The sequence below is a fragment of the Micromonospora sp. NPDC005173 genome, assembly GCF_040608515.1.
Taxonomy (GTDB): Bacteria; Actinomycetota; Actinomycetes; order Mycobacteriales; family Micromonosporaceae; genus Micromonospora.
In genome coordinates this window covers 195,454-222,014 of sequence record NZ_JBEXIK010000002.1, presented here as the reverse complement: position 1 = coordinate 222,014, position 26,561 = coordinate 195,454, and the positions used below count along the sequence as shown (strand labels likewise).

At 71.8% G+C, this 26,561-nt stretch carries 30 protein-coding genes; 17 read left to right on the top strand and 13 right to left on the bottom strand.

Features of this window, described 5'->3' with window-relative positions:
- Positions 1-2 precede the first annotated feature (2 nt).
- The 3 genes from ABZV00_RS04065 (at position 3) to ABZV00_RS04055 (ending at position 2,711) form a co-directional block, all read left to right on the top strand.
- A complete protein-coding gene (locus ABZV00_RS04065) occupies positions 3-944 on the top strand; it encodes a PPK2 family polyphosphate kinase (protein WP_355601662.1) in 942 nt (313 codons plus the stop codon).
- Between the two features lie 128 nt (positions 945-1,072).
- Positions 1,073-1,699, top strand: a complete 627-nt coding sequence (locus tag ABZV00_RS04060; protein WP_053655020.1) for a DUF47 family protein — start codon at positions 1,073-1,075, stop codon at positions 1,697-1,699.
- A 4-nt stretch (positions 1,700-1,703) separates the two neighbouring features.
- Entirely contained in the window at positions 1,704-2,711 is a 1,008-nt protein-coding gene (locus tag ABZV00_RS04055; RefSeq protein WP_355601660.1) for an inorganic phosphate transporter, read from the top strand.
- A gap of 59 nt (positions 2,712-2,770) precedes the next feature.
- Here the strand turns inward: ABZV00_RS04055 and ABZV00_RS04050 are convergent, their stop codons facing one another.
- Positions 2,771-3,739: a Gfo/Idh/MocA family oxidoreductase gene (locus ABZV00_RS04050; RefSeq protein WP_355601658.1), complete on the bottom strand. Its 969-nt coding sequence runs from the start codon at positions 3,737-3,739 to the stop codon at positions 2,771-2,773.
- 206 nt (positions 3,740-3,945) lie between these two features.
- Between ABZV00_RS04050 and ABZV00_RS04045 the strand changes: the two genes are divergently transcribed.
- Positions 3,946-4,779 carry an NUDIX hydrolase gene (locus ABZV00_RS04045; RefSeq protein WP_355601656.1) on the top strand — a complete coding sequence of 278 codons (834 nt, stop codon included), beginning with the start codon at positions 3,946-3,948 and terminating at the stop codon, positions 4,777-4,779.
- 201 nt (positions 4,780-4,980) lie between these two features.
- On the opposite strand, the gene pstB is transcribed toward ABZV00_RS04045, so the two are convergent.
- The 7 genes from pstB to ABZV00_RS04010 form a co-directional block, all read right to left on the bottom strand.
- A complete protein-coding gene (gene pstB, locus ABZV00_RS04040) occupies positions 4,981-5,757 on the bottom strand; it encodes a phosphate ABC transporter ATP-binding protein PstB (protein WP_328420910.1) in 777 nt (258 codons plus the stop codon).
- Positions 5,758-5,774: 17 nt separating this feature from the next.
- On the bottom strand, positions 5,775-6,863 hold the full coding sequence (gene pstA / locus ABZV00_RS04035) for a phosphate ABC transporter permease PstA (protein WP_328420908.1): 1,089 nt from the start codon (positions 6,861-6,863) through the stop codon (positions 5,775-5,777).
- The gene (gene pstC / locus ABZV00_RS04030) at positions 6,860-7,951 is read right to left on the bottom strand and encodes a phosphate ABC transporter permease subunit PstC (protein WP_355601653.1); all 1,092 of its coding nucleotides are present in this window, start codon (positions 7,949-7,951) and stop codon (positions 6,860-6,862) included. Before pstC ends, pstA begins: the two co-directional genes overlap by 4 nt.
- A gap of 34 nt (positions 7,952-7,985) precedes the next feature.
- The gene (gene pstS / locus ABZV00_RS04025; RefSeq protein WP_328420904.1) at positions 7,986-9,092 is read right to left on the bottom strand and encodes a phosphate ABC transporter substrate-binding protein PstS; all 1,107 of its coding nucleotides are present in this window, start codon (positions 9,090-9,092) and stop codon (positions 7,986-7,988) included.
- A 305-nt stretch (positions 9,093-9,397) separates the two neighbouring features.
- The gene (mshD, locus tag ABZV00_RS04020; RefSeq protein WP_355601650.1) at positions 9,398-10,324 is read right to left on the bottom strand and encodes a mycothiol synthase; all 927 of its coding nucleotides are present in this window, start codon (positions 10,322-10,324) and stop codon (positions 9,398-9,400) included.
- A 51-nt stretch (positions 10,325-10,375) separates the two neighbouring features.
- A complete protein-coding gene (locus ABZV00_RS04015; protein WP_355601648.1) occupies positions 10,376-11,239 on the bottom strand; it encodes a polysaccharide deacetylase family protein in 864 nt (287 codons plus the stop codon).
- Between the two features lie 155 nt (positions 11,240-11,394).
- Positions 11,395-12,114: a response regulator transcription factor gene (locus tag ABZV00_RS04010; protein WP_328426127.1), complete on the bottom strand. Its 720-nt coding sequence runs from the start codon at positions 12,112-12,114 to the stop codon at positions 11,395-11,397.
- Positions 12,115-12,355: 241 nt separating this feature from the next.
- Here ABZV00_RS04010 and ABZV00_RS04005 point away from each other — a divergent pair, with 241 nt between their 5' ends.
- From ABZV00_RS04005 to ABZV00_RS03975, 7 genes are all read left to right on the top strand, one after another.
- Positions 12,356-13,411, top strand: a complete 1,056-nt coding sequence (locus tag ABZV00_RS04005) for a hypothetical protein (RefSeq protein WP_328420898.1) — start codon at positions 12,356-12,358, stop codon at positions 13,409-13,411.
- 107 nt (positions 13,412-13,518) lie between these two features.
- Positions 13,519-14,307, top strand: coding sequence for a DUF2993 domain-containing protein (locus ABZV00_RS04000; protein ID WP_355601645.1), 789 nt, complete (start codon positions 13,519-13,521; stop codon positions 14,305-14,307).
- 107 nt (positions 14,308-14,414) lie between these two features.
- Entirely contained in the window at positions 14,415-14,492 is a 78-nt protein-coding gene (locus ABZV00_RS03995; RefSeq protein WP_310503780.1) for an Ms5788A family Cys-rich leader peptide, read from the top strand.
- Positions 14,493-14,700: 208 nt separating this feature from the next.
- Positions 14,701-15,549: a sulfurtransferase gene (locus ABZV00_RS03990; protein ID WP_355601643.1), complete on the top strand. Its 849-nt coding sequence runs from the start codon at positions 14,701-14,703 to the stop codon at positions 15,547-15,549.
- Between the two features lie 2 nt (positions 15,550-15,551).
- Positions 15,552-15,872 (top strand): DUF1416 domain-containing protein, encoded by a 321-nt coding sequence (locus ABZV00_RS03985; protein ID WP_328420892.1) that lies wholly within the window; start codon positions 15,552-15,554, stop codon positions 15,870-15,872.
- A 204-nt stretch (positions 15,873-16,076) separates the two neighbouring features.
- Positions 16,077-16,568, top strand: coding sequence for a winged helix-turn-helix domain-containing protein (locus ABZV00_RS03980; RefSeq protein ID WP_355602015.1), 492 nt, complete (start codon positions 16,077-16,079; stop codon positions 16,566-16,568).
- 88 nt (positions 16,569-16,656) lie between these two features.
- Positions 16,657-17,517 carry a hypothetical protein gene (locus tag ABZV00_RS03975; RefSeq protein ID WP_355601641.1) on the top strand — a complete coding sequence of 287 codons (861 nt, stop codon included), beginning with the start codon at positions 16,657-16,659 and terminating at the stop codon, positions 17,515-17,517.
- An 18-nt stretch (positions 17,518-17,535) separates the two neighbouring features.
- On the opposite strand, the gene ABZV00_RS03970 is transcribed toward ABZV00_RS03975, so the two are convergent.
- The 3 genes from ABZV00_RS03970 to ABZV00_RS03960 all read right to left on the bottom strand — a co-directional run bounded on the left by ABZV00_RS03970 (position 17,536) and on the right by ABZV00_RS03960 (position 20,426).
- Positions 17,536-19,590: a glycogen debranching N-terminal domain-containing protein gene (locus tag ABZV00_RS03970; protein WP_355601639.1), complete on the bottom strand. Its 2,055-nt coding sequence runs from the start codon at positions 19,588-19,590 to the stop codon at positions 17,536-17,538.
- Positions 19,587-19,970, bottom strand: a complete 384-nt coding sequence (locus ABZV00_RS03965; RefSeq protein ID WP_328420886.1) for an SCP2 sterol-binding domain-containing protein — start codon at positions 19,968-19,970, stop codon at positions 19,587-19,589. Before ABZV00_RS03965 ends, ABZV00_RS03970 begins: the two co-directional genes overlap by 4 nt.
- Before the next feature lie 81 nt (positions 19,971-20,051).
- Positions 20,052-20,426, bottom strand: coding sequence for a DsrE family protein (locus tag ABZV00_RS03960; RefSeq protein WP_328420884.1), 375 nt, complete (start codon positions 20,424-20,426; stop codon positions 20,052-20,054).
- A 12-nt stretch (positions 20,427-20,438) separates the two neighbouring features.
- Here ABZV00_RS03960 and mtfM point away from each other — a divergent pair, with 12 nt between their 5' ends.
- A complete protein-coding gene (gene mtfM, locus ABZV00_RS03955) occupies positions 20,439-20,543 on the top strand; it encodes a small membrane protein MtfM (protein WP_030327764.1) in 105 nt (34 codons plus the stop codon).
- A 5-nt stretch (positions 20,544-20,548) separates the two neighbouring features.
- Positions 20,549-21,139 carry an FABP family protein gene (locus ABZV00_RS03950; RefSeq protein ID WP_355601636.1) on the top strand — a complete coding sequence of 197 codons (591 nt, stop codon included), beginning with the start codon at positions 20,549-20,551 and terminating at the stop codon, positions 21,137-21,139.
- A gap of 3 nt (positions 21,140-21,142) precedes the next feature.
- Here ABZV00_RS03950 and ABZV00_RS03945 read toward each other — a convergent pair whose 3' ends face one another.
- Positions 21,143-22,018, bottom strand: a complete 876-nt coding sequence (locus tag ABZV00_RS03945; protein ID WP_328420880.1) for an aminotransferase class IV — start codon at positions 22,016-22,018, stop codon at positions 21,143-21,145.
- Positions 22,019-22,093: 75 nt separating this feature from the next.
- Between ABZV00_RS03945 and ABZV00_RS03940 the strand changes: the two genes are divergently transcribed.
- The 4 genes from ABZV00_RS03940 to ABZV00_RS03925 all read left to right on the top strand — a co-directional run bounded on the left by ABZV00_RS03940 (position 22,094) and on the right by ABZV00_RS03925 (position 25,536).
- On the top strand, positions 22,094-22,522 hold the full coding sequence (locus tag ABZV00_RS03940; protein WP_328420878.1) for a Fur family transcriptional regulator: 429 nt from the start codon (positions 22,094-22,096) through the stop codon (positions 22,520-22,522).
- Positions 22,519-23,631, top strand: a complete 1,113-nt coding sequence (locus ABZV00_RS03935) for a folate-binding protein (protein WP_355601633.1) — start codon at positions 22,519-22,521, stop codon at positions 23,629-23,631. The genes ABZV00_RS03940 and ABZV00_RS03935 overlap by 4 nt, the downstream gene beginning before the upstream one ends.
- 23 nt (positions 23,632-23,654) lie before the next feature.
- On the top strand, positions 23,655-24,482 hold the full coding sequence (locus tag ABZV00_RS03930) for a 3-keto-5-aminohexanoate cleavage protein (RefSeq protein ID WP_355601631.1): 828 nt from the start codon (positions 23,655-23,657) through the stop codon (positions 24,480-24,482).
- Positions 24,483-24,576: 94 nt separating this feature from the next.
- Positions 24,577-25,536, top strand: coding sequence for an asparaginase (locus tag ABZV00_RS03925; protein WP_355601629.1), 960 nt, complete (start codon positions 24,577-24,579; stop codon positions 25,534-25,536).
- Positions 25,537-25,671: 135 nt separating this feature from the next.
- Here ABZV00_RS03925 and ABZV00_RS03920 read toward each other — a convergent pair whose 3' ends face one another.
- A complete protein-coding gene (locus ABZV00_RS03920; RefSeq protein ID WP_355601628.1) occupies positions 25,672-26,469 on the bottom strand; it encodes an alpha/beta hydrolase in 798 nt (265 codons plus the stop codon).
- Positions 26,470-26,561 lie beyond the last annotated feature (92 nt).

The window sequence follows — 26,561 nt, the reverse complement described above, 5'->3', positions numbered from 1 at the left end:
GGATGAGCGCACCCCAGCAAGCGCAGATCGTGGCGCCCGTCGGCGGCTCCGTGCGGGAGTTGCTGCGGGTCACCGCACCGGTGGATCTCGGCGCGATCGACCCCCGGTCCACGCCCGGTCTGCCGGCGTCGGAGGTGACCGGGGAGCGCCGCAAGGCCTGGGCCCGCGAGCAGGTGGAGTCGGTCGGCGGCGAGTTGGGCCGCCAGCAGGAGATGCTCTTCGCGATGGCCAAGGCCGGGTCGGACGGGCCGGCACGTCGGGTGTTGCTGGTGCTCCAGGCGATGGACTGCGGCGGTAAGGACGGCACGATCAAGCGGGTGGCGGGCGCGATGAACCCGCTGGGCCTGCACATCCGCTCGTTCGGTCCGCCGACCCCGCAGGAGCTGCGGCACGACTTCCTGTGGCGGATCCGGCGGGCGCTGCCGCCACCGGGGTACGTCGGGATGTTCAACCGGTCCCACTACGAGGACGTGCTGATCGCCCGGGTCGGCTCGCTGGTGCCGGAGGCCACCTGGCGGGCCCGGTATGACGACATCAACTCCTTCGAGCGGGAGCTCACCGATGGCGGGGTGACCCTGGTCAAGGTGATGCTGCACATCTCCTACGCCGAGCAGGGCGGGCGGCTGCTCGAGCGGCTCACCGACCCGCGCAAGCACTGGAAGTACAACCCGTCGGACGTCGACTCCCGGGCTCTCTGGGACGACTACCAGGCCGCGTACGCCGAGGCGCTGAGCCGGTGCGGCACGGACGCCGCGCCGTGGTTCGTGGTGCCGGCGGACCGCAAGTGGTACCGGGACTGGGCGGTGGCCCACCTGTTGCGGGAGACGTTCGACACGCTTGATCTGGGGTATCCGGCTGCCGATTTCGACGTGGCGCACGAGCGGGAGCGGCTCTGTGCTGGGGACGCGGGGGCGGGTGGGACGCCCGAGATGAACAGCAGGTGAACGACCGGTGAATGCGGCCTGGCCAGGGGTGGGCCGACGAATTCGCCGTTCCGCCGTTTCCTAGCATTCACCGGGCGGGTACCCGACGGGCACCGCCACCCTTCCACCGACGCGACGAGGTCTGTGCTGTGAAGTTTTCCTTCCGCCCCACCGAGGGCGCCTTCTACGAGCTCTTCACCAGGGCCGCGCAGAACCTGGTCCGGGGCACCGCGTTGCTGAACGAACTGGCCCTGCCCGGCGTCGATGTGCAGTCGGTCAGCGAGCGGTTGACCGAGGTCGAGCACGACAGCGACCAGATCACCCACGACCTGTACAAGAAGATCAACTCGACCTTCATCACGCCGTTCGACCGGGAGGACATCTACCGGCTCGGCTCGCTGCTGGACGACGTGATGGACCACTTGGAGGCGGTCGGCGACCTGCTCTACCTGTACGGGCTGACCGAGCTCCCGGCGCTTCCCCGCGAGCTGCACGAGATGGTGAACGTGCTCGACCAGCAGGCCAAGCTGACCGCCGACGCGATGCCGCGGCTGAAGTCGATGAAGGACCTCGAGGACTACTGGATCGAGTGCAACCGGCTGGAGAACGAGGGCGACCGGATCAACCGGCAGTTGCTCGTCCGTCTCTTCTCCGGCGAGTACGACGCGTTGACGGTGCTGAAGATGAAGGAGGTCGCCGACGAGCTGGAGGCCGCCTGCGACGCCTTCGAGCACGTGGCCAACACCGTCGAGACCATCGCCGTCAAGGAGTCCTGAGCCTGTGACCCCCGAACTCATCGCCGTGCTGGCGGTGATCGCGGTGGCCCTGGCGTTCGACTACACCAACGGCTTCCACGACGCCGCCAACGCGATCGCGACCAGCGTCTCCACCCGGGCGCTGACACCCAGGATCGCCCTGGCGCTCGCCGCGGTCGGCAACTTCGTCGGCGCCCACTTCGGCGCCGGGGTGGCCAAGACCGTCGGCGACGGCCTGGTCACCCTGCCCACCGGGGTCGCCAGCCTCGGGGTGGTCTTCGCCGGGGTGCTCGGTGCCATCGCCTGGAACCTGATCACCTGGTACTTCGGTCTGCCCTCGTCGTCCTCACACGCGCTCTTCGGCGGCCTGGTCGGCGCGACCCTGCTGTCCACCGGCGGCATCGTGCAGTGGGCCACCATCGGTGAGAAGGTCCTCCTGCCGATGGTGCTCTCGCCGATCGTCGGTCTCACCCTCGGCTACCTGCTGATGCTGGCCATCCTCTGGCTGTTCCGGAAGGGGCAGCCGGGCAAGCTCAACCGGGGCTTCCGGTGGGCGCAGACCGCCTCGGCGGCCGCCATGTCGGTCGGCCACGGCATGCAGGACGCCGCGAAGACCATGGGCATCGTGGTTCTCGCCCTGTACACGGGCGGCTTCCAGGACGACAAGTCCCACATCCCCGGCTGGGTGTTCTGGACCTCGGCGACGATGCTGGCGCTGGGCACGTACGCCGGTGGTTGGCGGATCATCCGCACCCTCGGCCGCAAGATCATCGACCTGGGCCCGCCGGAGGGCTTCGCCGCCGAGACGGTGGCCAGCGCGGTGCTCTACTTCAACGCCCTGGTGCTGAAGGCGCCGATCTCCACCACCCACACGATCACCTCGGCGATCATGGGCGTGGGCGCCACCAAGCGGCTCTCCGCGGTCCGCTGGAACGTCGCCGGCAACATCGTGATCGCCTGGATCGTCACGTTCCCGGCCGCCGCGCTGATCGCCTGCCTCACCTACCTGCTGGTCCGGCCGCTCTTCGGCTGACCGCACCCCGTCGCACCACAACGGAAGGGCCCCTTGTCAGCCGACAAGGGGCCCTTCCTTCACGCGTACCGCACGCCGATCTGTTCGCGTACGGCGTCCAGCAGGGCCATCACCTCAAGCGTGGTGGCGTGCGGCACCAGCGGGCTCTCGGTCAGCCCGGCGGCCAGGCAGCGCTGCACCTCGATCGCCTCGTACTGGTAGCCGTTACCGACCGTGTCGGCGGCGATCGTCTCCGGCTCGGCGCCGTCGCGGTGCAGGACCAGCGAACCCGGCCGGAAGAAGGGCTCCGGCAGGTCGATCCGACCCGCGGTGCCCGTGATCGAGGCGGTCTGCCCGCTCGACCCGACCATGCCGCAGCTCAGGGTGGCCAGCGCGCCGGTGTCGTAGCCGAACAGGATGCCGGTGTTCTCGTCCGTCCCCTCCGGGCCGAGCTGCGCCCAGGACCGGATCTGCTGCGGCACACCGAGCAGCAGGTGGGCCAGGCTGATCGGGTAGACCCCCAGGTCGAGCAGGGCGCCCCCGCCCAGCGCCGCGGCCCGCATGCGGTGCTCCGCCGGGAACGGCCCGGACACCCCGAAGTCCGCCCGGACGCTGCTCACCGTGCCGATCGCGCCCTCCGCGATCAGCTGCACCACCCGCAGGATCATCGGGTTGGTCCGCATCCACATGGCCTCCATGAGGAAGGTCCCGGCGGCACGGGCGGTGTCCACCAGTTCGGCGCTGGTGGCCAGGTCGAGGGTGAACGGCTTCTCCAGCAGCACCGGGCGCCCGGCGGTCAGGCAGGTCATGGCCGCCTCGTAGTGCGCGGCGTGCGGGGTGGCCACGTAGATCACATCCACCTCGGGGTCGGCGGCCAACTCCACCCAGGAGGCGTAGGCGCGCTTCACGTCGTGCTTCTCGGCGAAGCGCTGCGCGCTGTCGGCGGCGCGGGAGCCGACCGCGACCAGTTCGGCGTCCGGCACCAACCGGAGGTCTTCGGCGAAACGGCTGGCGATGTGGCCGGTGGCCAGGATGCCCCAACGAGTCATGTCGGCACGCTAGCCCAGCCAGGTGAACCGCCGGCTCGCCGGCCATGCCTGCCCGGGGCGCGCGCCTGATCGTGATCGACTCCGTGTCGGCGATATCGCGCTATCCCGCGACCAGGACACCCGACATCGCCGATGCGGCGCCGAACCCGCTTTGTAGGCTGGGCGCGCTCCCGGTAGCCGCGTCGCGGGGAACTAGGCTCGCGGGCATGACGATCGACAGCGACGGTTTCGCCGCCCCGGCCGCCCTGGTCGAGCACGCCCGCCGGTTCCAGGCCGAGGGCGGCACCCCGGCGGTGCCCCGGGTCGCGGCCACCGTCCTGCTGCTCCGCCCGACCGGCACCGACTTCGAGGTGTACGTCATCCGCCGGGTCGCCGCGATGACCTTCGGCGGGATGTACGCCTTCCCCGGCGGCGGGGTGGACCGCTCCGACTCCGAGGCCCACCTGGACTGGGCCGGCCCAGCGCCGAGCGAGTGGGCGGGGCGGCTCGGGGTGGCTCCGGATGCCGCCCAGGCGGTGGTCTGCGCCGCCGCCCGGGAGGTCTTCGAGGAGGCGGGCGTGCTGCTCGCCGGCCCGGACCCGGCGACCGTGGTGGGCGACGTCAGCGGCGACGATTGGGAAGCTGCCCGGCAGGACCTGGAGGGGCGTCGGCTGGGCTTCGCGGCGCTGCTCGCCGACCGGGGCCTGACGCTGCGGTCGGACCTGCTGCTGCCGTGGAGTCGGTGGATCACGCCGGAGTTCGAGCCGCGCCGCTTCGACACGTACTTCTTCGTCGCCCTGCTGCCTGAGGGGCAGCGGACCCGGGACGTCTCCGGCGAGGCCGACCACACCCTGTGGGTTCGCCCGGCGGACGCGCTGGCCCGGGCCGAGGCGGGTGAGCTGACCATGCTGCCGCCGACCCTGGTCACGCTGGCCCAGGTGGCGGCGGCCGGCGATCTGGCCGGAGTGGCGCGAGCGGCGGCCAGCCGGGACGCCGCCACCCCGATCACCCCCCGCCTGGACCTGCCGCCCGACGGCGAGCCCCGCTTCGTGCTCGGCTGAGCACCCCGCCCCGCCCCACCCCGCCGCGCCCTCCCGCCAAGATCGCGCTCGATCCAGGAAGTAGTGGGGTCGTCGTGCGACGGAGGCCACTACTTCCATGTTCGAGCACGATCTTGGAGGTGGCGGCGCACGGGCGGCGTCGGATACGACACCGGCGCCCACGCCGGGTGGGCGGGGCGCCGGTGACCGGTTGCGGACGGCTCAGCCGAAGCGGCCGGTGATGTAGTCCTCGGTCTTCTTCACGCTCGGGTTGCTGAAGATCTTCTGGGTGTTGTCGTACTCGATCAGCCGGCCCGGGTCGCCGGTCTTCTCGATCGAGAAGAAGGCGGTCCGGTCCGACACCCGGGCGGCCTGCTGCATGTTGTGCGTCACGATGATGATCGTGAACTTGTCCTTGAGCTGGAACATCAGGTCCTCGATGGCCAGCGTGGAGATCGGGTCCAGGGCCGAGCAGGGCTCGTCCATCAGCACGACCTGCGGCTCGACCGCGATGGTCCGGGCGATGCAGAGCCGCTGCTGCTGACCGCCGGAGAGGCCCGCGCCGGGCTTGCCCAGCCGGTCCTTGACCTCGTCCCACAGGTTCGCCGAGCGCAGTGCCTTCTCGGCCGCGTCCTCCAGGATCGACTTCTTCCGGACGCCGTTGAGCTTCAGCCCGGCCACCACGTTCTCGAAGATGCTCATGGTGGGGAACGGGTTCGGCCGCTGGAAGACCATGCCGATCATGCGCCGAACCGCGGTGACGTCCACGTCCCGGTCGTAGATGTCCTGGTCGTCGATGGTCAGGCTGCCCTCGACCCGGGCCCCCGGCAGCACCTCGTGCATCCGGTTGATCGACCGCAGGAAGGTGGACTTGCCGCAACCGGACGGGCCGATCAGGGCGGTGACCGTCTTCGGCTCGACGGTCAGGTTGATGTTCTCGATCGCCTTGAAGCCGCCGTAGTAGGCGGTGACGTTCGAGGCTGCGACGCGCTTGGCCATGGTGGAACCTCCGGGGTTCATCGGCTGAGCCTGTTACGACGGGCCAGCAGCTTCGCCCCGATCGTCAGGATGAGCACGAGGGCGACCAGGGTGAGTGCCGCGGTCCATGCCCGTGCCGGCGCGTACCTCGACGCGTCGCCGGCCTGCTGGTAGACGAAGAGGGACAGTGACGACTGGTTGTTCTCGAAGGGGTTGGTGTTGATCGCGGCACCGCCGCCGGCGACCAGTAGCACCGGCGCGGTCTCGCCGGCCGCACGGGCGATGGCGAGCATCACGCCGGTGACGATGCCGGGCAGCGCCGTCGGCAGCACCACCCGCAGGATGGTCTTCCACTTGGGTACGCCGAGCGCGTAGGCGCCCTCGCGCAGTGGCGCCGGGACGAGGCGGAGCATCTCCTCGGTGGACCGGACGATGGTGGGCAGCATGAGCACGCTCAGCGCGAGCGCGGCGGCGAAGCCGGAGAAGCTCGGCCGGCCGTCGTTGAACCACGGCGACACGACCAGCACCCAGAACGCCAGCACGAAGAGGCCGGAGACGATCGACGGGATGCCGGTCATCACGTCCACGAAGAACCGGATCGCGAAGGCGAACTTGCCCCGGCCGTACTCGACGACGTAGATGGCGCAGAGGATGCCGAGCGGCACGGTGATCAGGGTGGCGACGCCGACCTGCTCCAGCGTGCCGATGATCGCGTGGTACGCGCCGCCGTTGGTGTCTCGGGCCCCGATGTTGTTCATCGAGGTCTGGAAGAAGTTGAGGTCCAGCCGCTCGGCGCCCTTGCTGACCAGCGTCCAGACCACCGACACGAGCGGCAGCACCGCCAGCACGAACGCGGAGTGGATCAACGCGCTCCAGGTGCGGTTGCGGGCCGACCGGCGCCCCTCGACCGCGTTCGCCGCGGCGAAGAGCCCGACCAGGTAGAGCACCGCGCCGAGGGCGACCACGAGGACCGGGCCGCCGGTGCCGGTGCCGTAGACGATCACGGCGGAGAGCGCCAGGGCCGCCACGGCGATGGCCGGTGCGGCGTACCAGGGCAGCCGCCGAGCCCGCAGCGAGGGAGGCTGGGCCGGCGGACGAGTGCGGTGGGAGGTGACGGTTGTGGTCATGCGGCCGACTCCGTGAACTCCCGGCGGCGGTAGATGATCGCCCGCGCCGTGATGTTGACGATCAGCGTGATGGCGAACAGCACCAGGCCGGAGGCGATCAGTGCGCCCCGGCCGGTCTCGTTCGCCTCGCCGAACGCGTTGGCGATGTTGGCGGCGATGGTGTTGCCGCCGTTCTGGATCAGGTTGAACGAGACGCCGAAGGTGATGCCGAGGGTCATCGCCAGGGCGATGGTCTCACCGAGGGCGCGGCCCAGCCCGAGCATCACCGCGGCGATGATGCCGGGGCGTCCGTAGGGCAGCACTGCGGTGCGGAGCATCTCCCAGCGGGTGGCACCCAGGGCGAGGGCGGCCTCCTCGTTCGCGGTCGGCGTCTGGAGGAACACCTCGCGGGAGAGCGAGGTGATGATCGGCAACACCATGATCGCGAGCACCAGGGCACCCAGCATGATCGACTTACCGAACGGGCCGTCGCCGCCGAAGATCGGGAGCCAGCCGAAGTATTTGTTCAGCCAGACCGAGAAATCCCGGACCGGGTTGATGAAGATGTCCCGCCCCCAGAGGCCGAAAACCACGCTCGGCACGGCGGCGAGCAGGTCGACCAGGAAGCCGAGCGCGGTGCCCAGCCGGCGGGGCGCGTAGTGCGAGAGGTAGAGCGCGATTCCGAGTGCGACCGGTACCGCCATGAGCAGCGCCAGAGCCGAGCTGAGCACGGTGCCGAAGGCGAGCGCACCGATGCCGAACTTTGGCTGCGTCTCGTTGGGGGACCAGCCCTCGTAGGACCAGAAGTTCTCGGTGTTGGCGCGCAGGGCCGGCACCGCCTTGGCGACCAGGAAGATCGCGATGGCGGCGATGATGACCAGAACGGCGGTGCCGGCGGCCAGGGTGAGACCGCGGAAGGCCCGCTCGGCGCCGAACTTACGGCTGCGCGGCAGCGCGCCGCCGCCGCCCAGCCCGGTGCCGCCCGGGGGACGGGTGCTGACTGGTGCCTCGGCCACACGCGCCGAGGCACCGGCGGGCCACTCGTGACTCTGGGTCACGCGCGTCCCGCCGGTGCCGGCGTCGGCCGAGCGGGGAGGGGTGTCACCCATCTGCTCGCTCGATTCGGTTGCGGAGTGGTGTCGGTCAGGAGATGTTCTTGACTGCGGCCTCGACCTTGGTGCGGACGCTCTCCGGCAGCGGGGCGTAGCCCAACTCGGTCATGGCAGCCTGGCCCTCGGTGCTGGCGGCGTAGCCCAGCAGACCCTTGACCAGCGGCAGCTTGTCGGCCGGGAGGCCCTTGCTGCAGACGATCTCGTACGTCGCCAGGACGATCGGGTAGGCCCCGGCCTCCTTGGTGTTGTAGTCGATCGACAGCTTGAGGTCGTCGCCCTGGCCCTCGACCTTGGCGCCGGCGATGGTCTTGCCGGCCGCCTCGGCGGTCAGCGCGGCGAACTCGCCGTTGCCGTTACCGATCTTGGCCATCTTCAGAGCGGCGTTCTCGGCGAACGACCACTCCATGTAGCCGATGGAGCCGTCGGCGCCCTTGACCGAGCTGGCCACACCGTCCGAGCCCTTGGCGCCGGTGCCGCCCGGGCCCTTCCACTGCTTGGCCTTACCGAGGGTCCAGTCGGCCTCGGCGGTCTTCGAGAGGTAGTTGGTGAAGTTGTCGGTGGTGCCCGACTCGTCCGAACGGTGGACGGTCTGGATGGTGGTCGCCGGGAGGGTGGCGCCCGGGTTGTCGGCCTTGATCGCCGCGTCGTCCCACTTGGTGACCTTGCCGGCGAAGATCTTCGCCAGGGTGGCCGGCTTGAGCTGGAGGTTGTCCACGCCGCTGACGTTGTAGGCGACGGCAACCGGGCCGATCACCATCGGCAGGTGGATGGCCTTGCCACCGACGCACTTCGCGTCAGCCTGCGGCTGCTCCTCCGGCTTGAGCGCGGAGTCGGAGCCGGCGAAGTCGGCAGTCCCGGCGATGAACGCCTGGATGCCGGCGCCCGAGCCGGTCGGCTCGTAGTTGATCGTGGTGCCCTGGCACTTCTGCTGGTACGCCTTGATCCACTCGGCCATGGCGTTCTTCTGCGCCGACGAGCCCTGGGCGTTCAGCGTGCCGGTGGCGCAGTCGACCGCGGCGGCCGAGCCCGAAGCGCTGGCGCTGGAGGTGGGCTCGTTGTTGTCCGAGCCGCATGCACTGAGACCGAGCGTCGCGGCGAGAGCGAGGCAGGCAAGAGTGCCGTACCGCTGGAGCTTCACCTGAGGGGTTTCCCTTCGCGTCTGACTTGGCGCCCCGATCCCGGGGCCCGAGGACCGGCACTGACCGGCTGACACGAAAGTTAGAAGTGCCAGGTAGCCGGTTCGCCGGTCGCAAGTGAACGCGAGGTGAACACGTACGCCCCTCGAGGTGACCGCTTGCTGAGGGTGGGTTGTCCGTTAAGTGAACTCGGGTACACCTGTCGGAAGTATGGTCATATATCCGGTTGGGCGTTATCCCGCCGACGCGTGGCCGTTACCCCCCGGTGACCCGGTCGCAGCGGCTGCCCGGAGGTCAACTCCGCTGGTCAGCCCAGGTGGTAGTTGATGTGCGCAGACCAGCGGGCGAAGCCCAGCCGCTCATAGAGCGCCACCGCGCCGGTGTTCGAGTCGTCCACGTAGAGCATCACCCGGTCCAGCCCTCGCCGGTCCCGCAGGTACGCCAACCCGGCGGTGGTCAGCGCCCGGCCGAGCCCGCCGCCGTGCGCGGTCGGTTCCACGCCGAGCACATACACCTCGCCGATCCGGGCCGACCCCGGGCGCTCGTGCACCTTGGTCCAGTGGAAGCCGAGCAGTCGGCCCGTGGCGGTCTCCTCGGCGAGCAGGAAGCCGGCCGGGTCGAACCACGGCTCGGCGAGGCGGACCCGCAGGTCGTCCGAGGTCCACCGACCCTGCTCGGGGTGCTCGGCGAAGGCCCGCGCGTTGAGGGCCAGCCAGGCCGCGTCGTCCGCGCCCGGCCGGAACGCGCGCAGCACCACCCCGTCGTCCAGCCGCGGCTCGGGCAGCGGGGCGGCCAGTGGCCGGCGTAGCTGCCAGAGCACCCGCACCCGGGTGAACCCGAGGTCGACCGCGAGCGCGGCGGCCGACGGGTGGTCGCCGTGTGCCCACGCCCGCAGCGGCCCGGTGGCCGAGGCGAGCACGCCCCGAACCAGCGCCCGCCCGGTGCCCCTCCGGCGGTACGCGGGGTGCACCACCAGCTCCACCCCGATCCCGCCGACCGGGTCGGTGGTGTCCAGGTGCGCGTACCCGGTGAGGGTGCCGTCGTCGGCGCGGGCGATCAGGTGCACGGCCGGCGCACCGGGATCACGAAGCCGGAGCAGGACGTGCTCGTCGAGCGGGTCCGCGCCGTCGGTGTCGCCCGCGGAGCGGGACAGGGCCAGCACGTCGGCGATCTCCGCCGGGGCCAGTCGGTCGGTCCGGGTCACCTGGTCGCTGGTCGGCTCCGCGCTGCTCATCCCGTCACCGTAGTCGCCGGGGACGACGGTCGGCCGGGATCCCCGACCGGCTCACGTCGGGTCGGTGGGCAGCGCCTCCAGCTCGAACCGTCCGGTGAGGTCGGCCAGGATCCGGTGCAGCGCGTCCACCGTGCCCTGCCGGTCCCCACCCGCGTCGTGCAGCAGCACCACCGATCCTGGCTCGGCCTGGGTGAGCACTGACGCGGCGATCTTGGAGGCGCCGGGGGCCTCCCAGTCCGCCGGGTCCACCGACCAGTGCAGCGGGGTCATGCCGAGCTGCTGCGCCATCGACACCACGGGGTAGGTCCAGGCGCCGCCGGGCTGGCGATACCAGACGATCGGCGCGTCCGGCACCGCTGCCCGGATCGCCTCGTTGGTCCGCAACAGGTCGGCGCGAATCGTGTCCGCCGAACGATTGCCCAGGGTGACGTCGTGGTGCCAGGAGTGGTTGCAGAGGGTGTGCCCATCGGCCACGATCGCCCGAATCAGATCGGGGTGGGCCTGGGCGTTCTCGCCCACCACACAGAACGTGGCCTTGACGTCGAAATCGCGCAGCGTGGCGAGCACCTGCGGGGTGTATCGCGGGTCCGGTCCGTCGTCGAAGGTCAGCGCGAGTCGTGGAGTGCCGGTGGTGGAGTGCGCGCCGAACAGCTTCTCGCCCTCGGCGTCCCGCCCCGACCCGTCCTGACCGGCCTGGGCGGGGCCGCTGCTGGTGGTCGGGGCCGGGCTGGACGCGTCGTCGGTGGGCTGGTCGGCGTAGTACGGCCCGTCGGCGTTCGTGTTGACCCCGGTCCCCTGCCGCTGAGGCTGGTCGGGGATGAGACTCCGGCCCAGCACGTACGCCGAGCCGAGCAGCGCCGTCACCACCAACACCACGATCCCCGCCGCCCGGACGGTCGGGTTGCTCCACTTCACGGCTTCCGCCTGGCTGACCGGTCACGCCGGCCCGTGGTCCCCGTGGTCACTGCGCGCACCGTCGCCCCTTTCTCCGACAAACCCGGCAGTCAGAATAGAACTGACGAGCTGTGCAAAAAGGGCATACAGGGAATCGTTCCCCGCCTGGGTGCGGATCAGACGGGCAGCGGCGCGTGCTCCGCCTCGGGCAGCGACCGCGAGGGCGGTACGACGAACTTGTAACCCACCTGGCGGACGGTGCCGATCATCGACTCGTACTCCGAGCCGAGCTTGGCGCGCAGCCGTCGGACGTGCACGTCCACCGTGCGGGTGCCGCCGAAGTAGTCGTAGCCCCAGACCTCGCGCAGCAGCTGATCCCGGGTGAACACCCGGCCCGGGTGCTGGGCCAGGAACTTCAGCAGCTCGAACTCCTTGTACGTGAGGTCGAGCGGGCGCCCCTTCAGCTTGGCCGCGTAGGTGTCCGGGTCGATGGTCAGCTCGCCGGCCCGGATCGAGCCGCCGGCGCCAGCGGTCGCGTTGCTCAGCCGGCCCACCGCCAGCCGCAGTCGCGCCTCCACCTCGGCGGGGCCGGCCGCGGCGAGGATGACGTCGTCGACGCCCCAGTCCGCGTTCAACGCGATCAGGCCGGCTTCGGTCACCACCGCGACCAGCGGCACCCCGAGCCCGGTGGCGTGCAGCATCCGGCAGGTCGCCCGGGCCTCGCTCAGCTCCGACCGCGCGTCCACCAGCACCGCGTCGGGGCTGGGGCCCGCGACCAGGGTGCGGACGTCGCGCGGTGCGGTGCGGACCGAGTGCGGCAGCAGGTCGAGTGCCGGCAGAACAGCGGACGGTTCCCCTGCGCGTGCGGTCACCAGCAGCAGGATCTCCACGATCACCTCCGTCCCGGCGGCGCTCGGCCGCGCGCGACCAGACACACTCACGGGGGAGTGCGCTGAGAAATTGCGTGGTCCCGGCGTCGCTGACGGGCGGGTAACGCGTTGAGCCTAACCGATCGCCTTGGCTGTGCCGTCAGGCAATTTCCCGTTTGTCCAGCTTGCCCCTGATCGTGGCACAGGTTTTAACGTTGCTGAAACCCGTGACCACCGCGTCGGGCGGTCGGTCTGGCACGATCGGGGCGTGTTTCCCTCCACCTCGCCCGACGCCGGCCGCGAATCGTGGCCCGACGGGCCCCGCCCGGGCCCGGCCGCACCGACCCGTGGTCACCCGCCTGCGCCGCGTACCGGCCCGCCTGTCATCGACGGCAACCGCCGCGAGCGGGGTGGGCCCCGCCGGGCACGCCGCGCCGGCGAGCCGGCCCGCCGCTCCGAAGACGAGATCGACGAGCCGGAGGAGGAGGTCGTACCCCCGGTCGAGGTGCGCCGTTCGTTGGCGCTGACCATCGCCGGCTTCGCCGCACTGCTCGGTGTCGGCCTGGTGCTCGGCGCGCAGACCTCGGGCCCCGGTCACCGGCTGCCGTTCGCCTTCATCATCTTCGGCGTCCAACTGCTGTTCGTGCTCGCCTGGACGATGGCCATGCGTCCACCGGCGCTGCTGCTGGTCGCCGGGGTCAGCGCCGCGGTCGCCGCGGTCGTCGACATCGCCGCGGTGCAGACCGACGTCGCCGGCCTGGCGCCCCTGGGTTACCTGGCGGCCGGCGGGTTCCTCGCCGCGGTGCTCGGCCAGCTGGTCCGACGGGTCGACCGGGTCCGGGTCACCGACTCGCTCGGCGCCACGCTGCTCATCGTGGTCGGAGTGGTGGCCTTCGGCACCCTGATCGTGCTCAGCAGGATCCCGGCCGGCACCCAGGCGATCACGGTCTGCCTGACCGCGAGCGGGGTCGCGCTGACCGTCGCCCGGCTCACCGACGCGGTGCTGCCCTGGCCCCGGCTGGCCCCGCAGGTCCCCCGGGGCGCCGCCGGCGTGGTTGCCGGCGCGATGGTCGGCACGCTGGTCAGCGCGATGCTCGGCAGCTACCTGGTGGCACCCTTCACGCCGACACGGGCTGCGGTGATCGGCCTGGTCGCGGCGGTCACCGCCGTCCTCTCCGACCTCGCCGTCGGGTACGCGGAGGCGGGCCGGCTGATGGCCGGCGAGCCACCCACCATGTGGGTCGCCCGGCACATGCAGGGTCCGCTCGGCGGCTTCGCCCTGGCCGCGCCGGCCGCGTACGCCATGTGCATGCTCTTTCTCTGAGTCACGGTTGAGCCCGGGACCGGTCGGGTACCTACGGGTGGTGCGCCGCGCTGCGGCAACCGGTACCGACGATCCGCCGCAAGCGGCGGGCGGAGACAGGAGGCGGCGTGGCGCAGGAGTATCCGGCGGACGGAGCCCGGCCCCGACGGCGCGGTCGCAAGCTGCTCATCGGCCTGGTCGTCCTGCTCCTGCTGATGGCAGGGCTGCTGGTGATCGCGGACCGGGTGGCGGTCGGGGTGGCCGAGCGGGCCATCGCCGACCGGGTCAGCCAGGAGGTCACCAAGCAGGGCGCGCAGGCCGCCGCGCCCGATGTGGAGGTCGGCGGAACTCCGTTCCTGACCCAGGTGCTAGACGGCCGGTACCAGCGGATCTCCATCAAGCTGCGGGACGTGCAGGCCTCGGTTGAGGGCGACGCCGTGCGGCTGCTGGTGCTGGACGTGGACGCCCGCAACGTGCGGGCCTCGTTGGACACTCTGCGCACCGGGCAGGGCGACGTTGTCGCCGACACGGTCAACGGCACCGGCACGATCAGCTACGAGAGTCTCGCCGCGCTGCTGGACCGGCCCGGGCTCACCCTCGGTGAGCAGGGCGGCAAGCTCGCCGTCACCGCCCCGGTCGACATCCTCGGCCAGACGCTCACCGTCAGCGGCACCGCCGACGTCACGGTCGCCAAGAGTGGCGCCGTCGCGCTGCGTTTCAACGACCTGGACGCCGAGGGCCTGCCGAACCTGCCGTTGGCCCGCGCGCTGCTGAACAACTACGCCAAGGGCATCTCCATCGACGTGCCCCTGCCCGACCTTCCCTTCCAGCTCGCCGTTCGGGAGGTCCGGCCGCTGCCCGAAGGGCTGGCGGTCACCGCCGACGCGAAGAACGTGCCGATCAACTCCGCGAGCTGATCGGCCAGCCGGCCGCCGGGCGGAGGGACGCCGGCGGTCGGCCCTGGATTCCCGGATGCTGGTCGACCCAGTGGCAGCACGGTCACTGGCTGGTAGGCTCCGTGGCCATGGGGACCCACCTCACCAAACGGCGCGCGGTCGACCTGTGCCGCGTGGCCACCTGCCTGTGTCGCCCCGTCATCTGACGGCGGGGCTGTTTTCGGCCGCCTGACGGCGGCCACCGGCACGCAGGGTTCTCGTACCCTCCGGTGATCCCACCGAACGCCCGGCAGCGGCGCCGTCGCACGAACCCGTGATCCCGTCCTTTTGCTGGGTCCCGCGCGCGGTGCGACAGTCAAACCCATCGATATTCGCGCGTTGGCTCACCATCCATCCTCACCAGGGAGTGATTCGATGAGTCGCGACACCGCACTCGTTTCGGCCGAGTGGGCCGAGAAGAACCTCGACGCCCCGGGCGTCGTCTTCGTCGAGGTCGACGAGGACACCTCGGCCTACGACACCGGCCACATCGCCGGCGCAATCAAGATCGACTGGAAGACCGACCTGCAGGACCAGGTCCGCCGGGACTTCGTCAACAAGACCCAGTTCGAGGCGCTGCTCTCCGAGCGCGGCATCAGCAACGACGACACCGTCATCCTGTACGGCGGCAACAACAACTGGTTCGCCGCGTACGCCTACTGGTACTTCAAGCTCTACGGCCACCGCGACGTGAAGCTGCTCGACGGCGGTCGCAAGAAGTGGGAGCTGGACGCCCGCCCGCTGGTCACCGACGCGGTTACCCGTCCGGCGACCCAGTACGTCGCGCAGGAGCCGGACACCTCCATCCGGGCCTTCCGCGACGAGGTCGTCGCCGCGATCGGCACCAAGAACCTGGTCGACGTGCGTAGCCCCGACGAGTTCGCCGGCCGGCTGCTCGCCCCCGCCCACCTGCCGCAGGAGCAGGCGCAGCGCGGCGGGCACATCCCCACCGCGATCAGCGTCCCGTGGTCCAAGGCGGCCAATGAGGACGGCACCTTCCGGTCCGACGACGAGCTGCGCAGGATCTACGGGGACGCGGGGCTCGACGACGGCAAGGAGACCATCGCCTACTGCCGGATCGGTGAGCGCTCCTCGCACACCTGGTTCGTGCTCCAGGAGCTGCTGGGTCACCGCAACGTGAAGAACTACGACGGATCCTGGACCGAGTACGGCTCGCTGGTCGGCGTGCCGGTCGCGCTCGGCGACGAGCCCGGGGAGGCCTGACCATGACTGCTCCCACCACCGCGGGTTGCGCCGCCCCGGACCAGGCCGCGCCGCTGCCGGCCAGCCTGGACCTGGAGAAGGAAACCGTGATCACCGGCATCGTCCGCTCCGAGGCGGACGAGGTCGTGGCGGGCGCGTACGTCCGGTTGCTCGACTCGACCGGTGAGTTCACCGCCGAGGTCGTCACCTCAGCCGCCGGCCAGTTCCGGTTCTTCGCCGCGCCGGGCTCCTGGACGCTGCGCGCGCTGTCCCGACACGGCAACGGCGACACCGCCGTCACCGCCGGCCGGGGCATCAACGAGGTCAGCGTCACCGTCGCCTGACAGCCCACCCTCTGATCGACCGGGGCCGGTCACCCTCGTGGGGTGACCGGCCCCGGTCGTTTCCCGGTCGAGATGGTCGGAGTCAGTTACGTAGCGTGACCCCGACCATGGGTCGCCCCGAAATCCATCGGCGTACGTCACTATCGTCGGGTGGAATTCACGGTCAGTGCGGGTGAAGGCGCCGTTCCCGGTGCAGGGGTCCCGATCGTCGTCTGCGTCACCGCGGACGTCTCGGTGCGGGAGCGGGTGGTGCGCCAGCTCGACGGGATCGGTCCAGTGGTGAGCTGCGCCGACCTGGCCGAACTGCGGGCCATGCTGTTCCCGTCGCCGCCGGGCGGCGCGGCCACGGCCGTCGCGCCGGTCAGCCCGCCGGCGGTGCCGCAGGGGCCGGTCACGTGGGGCGAGCTGGTCGTCGACCGGGCCGGGCGCCTGGTCACCTGGTGCGGTGATCCGCTCCCGCTCACCCGCACCGAGCGGGAGCTGCTCGCCCGGCTGATCGGTCCGCCGCCGGTGGTGTGGAGCTACCAGCAGCTCTTCGCGGCCGTCTGGAACGGCGCGTACCTGGGCGACAGCGCGGTCGTGCACTCCGCGATCAAGCGGCTCCGGCACAAGCTGCGCAGCCTGCCGGGCGGCCCGCGGGTGCACACCGTGCGGGGCGTCGGCTACCGGCTCGACCCGCCATCCCGGCCCGCCTGACCACCGCCCGACGACCCGGGCTGCCCACCCGCCGCGGCGGGCGCCGGTCGCCGCCGGGCCGGCGGATCGCCCGTGACACCATGGCCGGGTGAGCGGTGCTGTCCGGACGGGGTGGGCCCCGTCGACCGGTCCCGCCGCGCCGGCACCCCGGCGACGGCGGCGCTGGCTGCTGGTCGCGAGCGTGGTCTGGGCCGTGCTGCTGGCCCTGCTCGCCTGGACGTCGGTCCGCGACGATCCACCGACCGTGCGAGAGCAGCGCTCCCTCGACCAGGCCGGCCCGGTGGTCGACCGGGCGGTCGGCGAGTTGGCCCGGGCGGCCGGCGCGGCCGGGCTGCTGGAGCTGAGCCCGGCGCGGATCGGGTCGGGCTGCCGGGTCACCCCGCTCGCTGACGGTGCCACGCTTCGCCGGGAGGTCGGTGTGCTCGCGCCCGCCGGCACCGAGCGCGCCGTCCTGGCCGGGATCGCCGAGCGACTTCCGGCGAACTGGCGGGCCTGGGTCGGGTCCGGGCGGGACGGCCCGGTGCTGCGCGCTGACGCTGGTGAGTTCGTCGCCGTCCAGGGACGGCCGACCGGGGACGGTCGGATCCGGTTGACCGTCGAGACCGGCTGTCGGCCGGTCGGCTCCGGCTACACCCCGCCCTCGACCACCGACGGCGGCCCGGAGGTCGCCGCCCTGACGGCCGCGCTGCGGGCGCTCGGCCGGCCGGCCGACGCCGCGCCGGAGCTGGTCACCGCGCCCTGTCCGGGCGGCGCGTCGGCCCGTACCGCGCGGTCCGCCGCCGGTCCCGACCCGGCCGCGTCGCCGGGCGGGCTCGCACCGCTGGCCGGCGGCAACCCGCTGCTGGACAACCCCCCGGTGTACGCGTACCGCGCCGGCCCGGTCACCGTGCTGGCCGACCTCACCCCGGACGCCGCCCGGCTGGCCGCCACCGTCGGCTGCCCGGGCTGAGCCGAGCATCCCGCCGGGTCAGACGCCCGGCTGTTGCTCCTCCGGGCCGCGGCTGCGGCCCAGTGCGTCGACCCGACCCCACCGGCCGGGGATGTCCAGCAGCTCGATCCGGCCCATGCCCGGTGGCACGGCCGGATCGATGATCAGGTGCTCGCCCTGCGGCTCCAGCCCCAGCATCACCCGTAGCAGCAGCAGCGGTGTGCCGGTCGACCACGCCTGCGGGCTGCACGCGGTCGGGTACTCCACCGGGTAGTCGGTGAGATCCCGGGCGTAGCCGGCGAACGCCTCGGGCAGCCGCCCATCGAAGTAGCGGGATGCGGCCAGCATCGCGTCGCAGATCAGCCCGGCCTCGTTCCGGAAGCCGTACCGCCACAACCCCCAGGCGGTGATCGAGTTGTCGAACGGCCAGACGGTGCCCACGTGGTAGCCGATCGGGTTGTACCGGCCCTGGTCCTCGGCGAGGGTCCGCACCCCCCAGCCGGAGAACAGTCGCGGCCCGAGCAGATGCTCGACCACCTTGCCGGCCCGGGACTCGTCGACGATTCCGCTCCACAGCAGGTGCCCGATGTTCGAGGACAGCGCGTCGACCTGCTTCCCGTCGGCGTCCAGGGCGAGCGCGTAGTACCCGCGGTCGGCGATCCAGAAGTCGTGGTTGAACCGCTGCTTGAGCGCGGCGGCCTCCCGCTCCAGCCGGTCGGCGTATGCCGGGTCGTTCCAGAACGTCCGGGCCAGCCGGGCGGCCCGGATCTTCGCGTCGTACGCGTAGCCCTGCAGCTCACAGGTGGCCCGGGGAAAGCCGGGCAACCGGCCGTCGGCGTACGAGATGGCATCCCAGGAGTCCTTCCAGCACTGGTTCTGCAGGCCGGTCTCCGGGTTGCGGGTCTGGTACCAGAGGTAGCCGGTGCCGAGCAGGTCGCCGTAGGTGTCGATCCACTCCAGCGCCGCGCGCACCTGCGGCTCCAGCCGCCGGATCAACTCGGAGTCGCCGGTCCAGCGCTCGTACTCGTCGATCAGGATGATGAACAGCGGCGTCGAGTCGGCCGACCCGTAGTACGGCGAGTGCGGCTGCTCCTCGAAACCGGCGGTCTCCCCGTACCGCAACTCGTGCAGGATCTTGCCCGGCTCCTCGTCCCGGAAGTCGTCCACCCGGTGCCCCTGCAGGCCGGCCAGCATCACGATGGTCGGCGGAATCAGCTCCGGTAGGAACGGCAGCACCTGCAACGAGGTGATGATGCTGTCCCGGCCGAACAGGGTCATGAACCAGGGCAGCCCGGCGGCGAGCAGCCGCACGCCCAGGGCGATCGACTCATAGCGCAGCGCGGCCAAGTCGTTGAGGCTGCGCCGGTACGCCCCGGCCAACGGCTCGCAGTCGCAGCCGAGCTTCGGCGCCCGGTCGATCAGCTCCTGCTGCTCGGCGCGGATGGCGTCCGCGCTGCGGCTGCCGCCGTACGGCAGGGTGGCCCGGATGTCCTCCCCCCGCGCGCCGTAGACGACGGTGGACACGTGCAGCCGGGTGCTCCACTCGCTGTTCCGGGCGATCCGGATCTGGAAGGTCATCCCGGAGGAGTCGACCATGGCCGGTGCGCTGGAGGTGATCAGCGTCTCCCGGTGGAACGCCTCCCGCCGGTAGGTCAGGCGCAACTCGTTGTCGGCCACCGAAATCGTCGTCTGACCGCGCTTCCGCCGGGCGTTCTTGATCTCGAAAAGGTCGGCGAAGTCAGACGCCATCTCCACCCGGACGGTGAACTCGACCTCCTCGCCGGTGTGGTTCAGCACGGTCAGCTCCTCCTCGAAGCTGCCCACGATCGCCCGGCTGCGGATCACCGACGCCTTGGCGTCCAGGTAGTGCGTCGGTTCGCCGGGGGCCAGGAAGAACTTGGTCCGGTACGACTCGGAATCGTCCATCGACAGGGCGTGCAGCCGCTCGCCGTCCAGGGTGAGCATCCAGTTGGACAGGAAGCGGGTGTCGAAGGAGAACAGCCCGGTCGGGAAGTCGTAGGACGGCTCGATGTCCCCCGTCCGGTCGCTGACCAGGAAGGTGTTGCCGTCCAGGATGCTGACGAGATCGTTCACGCCATCCGCCCGGCCTGCTTCCGAGCCACCTCGCGCGGATCGCGGGTGCCCGGCGGGTTCGGGAAGAACCGCCGGAAGGCCAGGAAGAGCACCACGTTCCCGCTGAACGTGCTTTCGTTGCGCAGCACCGCCGCGACCCCCTGGGCCTCGCCGGTCACCAGCCGGTCGAACAGGGCCGCGCTGCTGTACCAGATGGCGTCGGCCGGCCCGCGGTTGCGGCTGACCTGCACCGACCCCGGCCGCATCCGGACCAGCCAGTGCTCGGTCGTCTGGTCGTCGGTGCCGAGGTCAATCTGAAGGGTTCCGGCGACCAGGCCGCCGAGGACCTCCGGGGCACGCGCCGGCAGTGATTCGAAGAACCTCTCCGTCGCCTCGGTCACATCCGAATCGTAGGCAGCCGTCCGAGATGTCGGGTCGGTATCCGCACTCCGCCCCTACCGTCCGGGTCGTCCCGCCGCTGGTCAGTAGACCAGGGCCTGCGCGCCCTCGGCCAGCGCCTCCTCGACGAAGGCCGCGGCGCCCGCGATCCGGACGCCGGGCAGTACGTCGTCCGGGCCGATCTCCCGCCGGGCCGCGCACTGGGTGCAGGCGGTCACCCTGCCACTGGTCAGGATGACGTGCAGCAGCTCGGCCAGCGGGGCGGAATGCGGCAGCTCGAACTCCTGGGCACGGCCGGGCAGCGCGAACCACGTCGCCTCGCCGGTCAGCCAGAGCGATACGTCCACCCCGGCCGCGACCGCCGTGGCGGCGACCGTGAACGCCTGCGCACACCGCTCCGGGGCGTCCGCCCCCGCGGTGGCCTTGACGACGAGAGTGCGGGCCATGAGGCCCAGCATAGGATGGCCGGGATGGTTACCGAGATCGGGTTCGTCAGCCTGCTGGTCGCCGGCCTGGGCGGGCTCGCCGGTGGCCTGGTCTACCTCGCCGTACGCATATCGAGAGGACGTTGGTGACGCTGGTGAGCGACGAGAACCCGCTGCAGCCGCCGTGGCTGAACGCGCCGCCGGTCGACCCGTACCCGTTCGAGGAGAGTCACGACCTGCGGGTCGGGCCGAAGCTGCACCCGGCGCTGGACGGCCTGCTGCCCTACATCGGCCTGTGGCGCGGCCGGGGCAAGGGTGGTTTCCCCACCGTCGAGGACTTCGACTACGCCCAGGAAATCCGGATCAGCCACGACGGCCGTCCGTTCCTGCACTACGAGTCCCGCGCCTGGATCCTCGACGAGCAGAGCAAGCCGGTCCAACCCGCCGGGCGTGAGGTCGGCTGGTGGCGGCCGGTGCTGGTGGACGGCCGGGCCACCGACGAGCTGGAGGCTCTGCTGACCACCCCGAGCGGGGTGATGGAGCTCCACCTCGGTAAGCGCAACGGCACCCAGGTCGAGTTCGCCACCGACGCGGTGGTCCGGACGGCGACCGCCAAGGAGGTCACCGGCGGGCACCGGCTCTTCGGCATCGTCGAGGGCGCGCTGCTCTACGCCCAGGACATGGCCGCGATGGGGCACGGGCTCAGCCCGCACCTCTCCGCCCGGCTCGTCCGGGTCGGCGGCTGACCGTCACGGGACGGGGAAACCCAGCACGGCGTGCAGGGCGGGGGTACGCGGGCAGCGCGCACGGCGCACCCCGTCCAGCGTGTGGATCTCGGTGAGCCCGCGGACCGACGAGGTGAACCAGATGCCGTCCGCCGCGTGCAGCTCGGCCGGGGTGACCATCCGCTCGGCGGCGGTCAGGCCCAGCTCGCCAGCGTGGCCCAGCAGCCAGGCGACGGTCGTGCCGGGCAGGATGCCCGTGGTGGCGGCGGGCACGGTGCAGAGCGTGCCGCCGGTGAGCCACACCACGTTGGCGGTGGGGCCCTCCAGCGCGTACCCGTCGGAGGAGATCCAGAGCACGTCGTCCACCCCGGCCCGGTCGGCCCAGCGGCGGGCGGCGGTGTTGACCGCGTACGAGGTGGATTTGATCCCGGCGGGCAGCCAGTCCAGTCCGGTGCGTGCCCCCGCTGGCACCCCCAGCGGCAGGGTTGCCACGCTGATCCCGTCCCGACGGGCAACCCGGGACGACGCGGGCACCTCGGTCAGCGTGGCGTAGACGCTCGGCGGGCCGCCGGCCTCCGGGCCCCGGGTGCAGACCAGTCGCAGCGCCCCCTCCACCCGCGCCGGCCAGCCCGCGCGCACGGTGTCGAGCAGGTCGATCAGCGCGGCGATGGGTGGCAGGGCCAGCTCGACGGCGGCAGCCGAGGCGGCCAGCCGGGCCAGGTGCTCGTCGCGCAGCCACGGCCGGCCCTGGCGCAGGTGCATGGTCTCGAAGAGGCCGTCGCCGCGCAGCACACCGAGGTCGTCACCGCGGAGCACGGGCTCGCCGGCCGGCACCGGGCCGCGGCCGAGGACGACGATCCGCGCGGTCGGGTCGGCCGCGACCTTTCCGACGGACGACATCACCATGACCGTCGAGCCTAGCGGCGGTCCATCGCGATGCGGAGATCGGCATGGTTGCCGAACTATGATCGGACGGTGTCCGAATCCTCCCTCGCGGAAATGCTGCGGGCCCGTGGGCTGCGGCTGACGGCCCAGCGGCAGCTTGTCCTCCAAGCGGTGCTCGATCTGGGCCACGCCAGCCCCGAGCAGGTGCACAACGCGGTGCGGGAGGTCGCTGCCGGCGTCAACATCACCACCATCTACCGCACGCTGGAGCTGCTGGAACGGCTCGGCCTGGTGACCCATACGCACCTCTCGCACGGCTCGCCGACCTACCACGCGGCCGGTGAGCACCAGCACGTCCACCTGGTTTGTCGCGAGTGTGGCGCGATCGACGAGATCGATCCGGAGTTGCTCCGCCCGCTCGCCGACCAGTTGGTCGCGCAGCGCGGGTTCCGGGTGGACATCGGGCACGTGTCACTCTTCGGTGTCTGCGGACGCTGCGAGAACGGGGACCAGAAATGATCGACATAGCGGGTGCGGTGGCCGTCGAGAGCATCGACGAGGCCAGCCGCGACCAGCCGGAGCCGGCACACGCGGCGGCCGGGGTGCGAGGGGTGGCCGCGCACTACGGCGACCCGCTGCGCGAGCAGCGCATCCTGGACACCGAGGTCGGCCTGGTCGACCGGTCGCACCGGGGGATCATCGCGGTGCCGGGGGAGGAGCGGGCCAGTTGGCTGCACACGATCACCTCGCAGCACCTGGCGACATTGGCCGCCAACGACGGCACCGAGCTGCTGGTGCTGTCCCCGCACGGGCACGTCGAGCAACATGCCATGGTCGCCGAGGATGGCGAGACCACCTGGCTGGACACTGAGCCGGGGGCGACTGCCGGCCTGCTGGCGTACCTGGAGAAGATGCGGTTCTTCAGCAAGGTCGAGCCGCGCGACGCCACCGCCGAGCGGGCGCTGCTGTCCCTGGTCGGGCCGGCGGCGACGGACGTGCTGGGCGTGCTCGGCGTGACCGGGATGGCCGCACCGGACCTGATCGCCGTGCCGGGTCCGAAGTTCGCCGCCGGTGCCGTGCCACCCCGAGCGAGCGTTCGGTACGACGTACGCCCGCTACCCACCGGCGGGTGGGCCCGACGCGGGCCGCTCGGGGTGGACCTGCTGGTGCCCCGGGCCGCGATGGAGCAGGTGGTGGCGGAGCTGCGCGGCGCTGGCGTACCGGTCGCCGGGCTCTGGGCGTACGAGGCGATCCGGGTGGCTGCCCGGCGGCCCCGGGTCGGGGTGGACACCGACCACCGGACGATCCCGGCCGAGGTGGACCTGATCGGCCCGGCCGTGCACCTGGACAAGGGCTGCTACCGGGGGCAGGAGACGGTGGCCCGGGTGCACAACATGGGCCGTCCGCCGCGTCGGCTGGTGCTGCTGCACCTGGACGGGATCACCACCGACCAGCCGCCGACCGCCGGTACGCCGGTGACCCTCGACGGCCGGACGGTGGGCTTCGTCGGCACCGCCGTGCTGCACCACGAGCTGGGCCAGATCGCCCTGGCGGTGCTGAAGCGGAACGTCCCGGAGGACGCCGCGCTGCGGATCGGCGAGACCGCGGCGGCGATCGACCCGGCCTGACCGGGCCGTCTAGGATCGCCGGCATGACGACAGGGACGTTGATCACGGTAGCCCCGACCGGCGCGGAGTCGGCCAAGGCGGAGGTGCCGGCGCTGCCGGTGACGCTCGACGAGCTGGTGCTCACCGCCAAGGAGTGCGAGGCCCTCGGCGCTGCCGTGATCCACGTTCACATCCGCGACGACGCGGCGCGGCCGACCCTCGACCCGGTGCGCCTGCGGGAGACCGTGGCGGCGCTCCGCGAGAGCACCGACCTGATCGTGCAGCTCTCCTCCGGCGGCGCGGTGACCGACCCGGAGGCATCCCGGCTGGCCGTGCTCGACGCCCGCCCGGACATGGCCTCGTGCACCATGGGCACGGTCAACTTCGGCGACGACGTCTTCCTCAACCGCTGGGAGTTCATCGTCGACCTGCACACCCGGATGCAGGAGCGCGGGATCGTGCCGGAGTACGAGATCTTCGACCTCGGCCACCTGTCCGCGTTGCAGCGGCTGTTGGGCAAGTACGGCCTGCCGGCCGGGGGGCACGTGCACGTCGACTTCGTGATGGGTGTGCCGGGCGGTATGCCGGGCACCACCGAGACGTTGGTCGCGGCGCACCGGATGCTGCGGGACCTGCCGGAGGGCACCACCTTCGCGGCCACCGGCATCGGTCGCAGCACCATCCCGGTCATGTTGGCCTCGCTGTCGACCGGTGGGCACCTGCGGGTCGGCATGGAGGACACCGTGACGTACGCCAAGGGCCGGCCGGTGGAGTCCAACATGCAACTGGTCGCCCGCGCGGTCGGTTTCGCCCAGCTCGCGCAGCGGCCGCCGCTGACCACCGCGGAGGCCCGCGAGCTGCTCGGCCTGTAAGGCCGGCTCTGTCGGGCACCCCTGTCACCCGGGCGGTGGACGACCTGGTCACCCCGCCGCCGAGACCCCCGGGACCGTCGGTACCGTCCAGCACGTGGGAAAGACGTACGAGGGCGGCGCGCCGCTCGCAGAGGTGGTCCGGTCCGGGTTCGTGGAGGGCGCGCACCGCGGCTCGGTGGTGGTGCTGGACGCCGCCGGTGTGCCGGTGGCAGCCGTCGGGGATGTGACCGCACCGATCTTTCCCCGCTCGGCCAGCAAGCCGATGCAGGCGATCGGGATGCTCCGCGCCGGCCTGCCGCTGACCGACCCGGCCGACCTGGCGCTGGTCTCGGCCAGTCACGCGGGTGAGGAATTCCACCTGGCCCGGGTCGGTGCGCTGCTGGATCGGGCCAGGTTGGACGCCTCGGCTCTGCACTGCCCGCCCGACCTGCCGGTGGGCGCGGCGGCCCGGGAGGCCGTGCTGCGCGCCGGGGGCGGCCCGACCCGGGTGCAGATGAACTGCTCCGGCAAGCACAGCGGGATGCTGCTGACCTGCCAGGCCGCCGGGTGGCCGCTGGACGGCTACTGGCGGCCGGAGCACCCGTTGCAGCAGCGGTTGCGGGCAGCCATCGAGGAGTTCACCGGTGAGCAGGCGGCGGCGGTGGGGGTGGACGGCTGCGGCGCCCCGGTGCTCGCCGTGTCGCTGACCGGTCTGGCCGGGGCGTACCTCCGGCTGGTCGACGCCGAGCCCGGTTCGGTGCCGCGCGCGGTGGCCGACGCCATGCGCGCCCACCCGGAGATCGTGGGTGGCACCCGGGCCGACGACACCCGGCTGATGCGCGGCGTTCCGGGCCTGCTGGCGAAGGTCGGCGCCGAGGGCGTGATCGCCGTGGGCCTGCCGGGCGTCGGCGCGGTGGCGCTCAAGATCGACGATGGCGCCGACCGGGCCCGGATGCCGGTGCTGGTCTCCGCGCTGCGCAGGCTCGGCGTGGACGCCCCGGTGCTTGCCGAGTACGCCGAGGTGCCGCTCTTCGGCGGCGGCGTCCCGGTCGGCGCGGTCCGTCCGCTCTGGTGAGCGGCGGCTGGTCCCGACCGTCGGGGACGGCCACTCGCGGATGAGCGCGATACCTCAGAGGCATATTCATGCCTCTGAGGTATCAGCCTCATTCGCCCGACACCCTCGGTGCGGGCTCTGCGGAGTCGGGTGGGCTCAGCTCAGGAAGTCGAGCAGGGCCGCGTTGACCGGCTCGGGCCGCTCCAGCGGCAGCAGGTGTGCGGCGTCCGGCACGTCGGGCAGCCGTACCGCGTCGGGCGCCTCGGCGGCGATCCGGTCGGCGAGCCGGCGGATGTCCGGCACGTCCGCCGCGCCGGCGGTGACCAGGACGGGCAGCCGCAGCTCGCCGAGGCGTTCGATCGCCGGCGGCGTCAGCTCGCCCACCTCCACCGCGCCGAGGGCCAGTTCGGCGGCGAGCGCGCGCTGATCCATCTCCTGCGCGAACGCGATCAGCCCGGGGTCGACGTCGGCCGGCTGACGGCCCGGACCGACCACCCAGAACCGCACCTCACCGGCCGCTCCGGCGGCGAAGTCGTCGGGATCGACCTCGCCGACCAGGCTGTCCCAGAGGTCGTTGGCCTCCTCGGACCACTCATTGCCGGAGACCGCCGTGCCGAACAGCGCGAGCGCGCTCACCCGGTCCGGATACGCCAGCGCGGTGTCGATGGCCACCGACCCGCCGAAGGAGCAGCCGACCAGGGTGGCCCGGGGCAGGCCGAGCGCGTCCAGCAGGCCGGCCACGTCGTCGTGGTGCGCGAACGGGATCGGGGGCAACTCGGAGTCGCCGTAGCCGCGCAGGTCCGGGACGATCACCCGGTGCCGGGCGGCGAGCGCGGACAACTGCCCCCGCCACATCCGGCGGTCGGCGATGCCGGCGTGCAGCAGCACGACGGGCGAGCCGCTGCCGGCCTCGTCGTACGCGATGACTGCTCCATTGACTGTGGTCTTGTGCACGGACGGACGGTACGGATCGGATGAGCGACGCGCAAACAGGATGCTGAGACCTTGCTAACTCTTGCTAGCGTTTCGCTTGCAGGAGCTAGCGG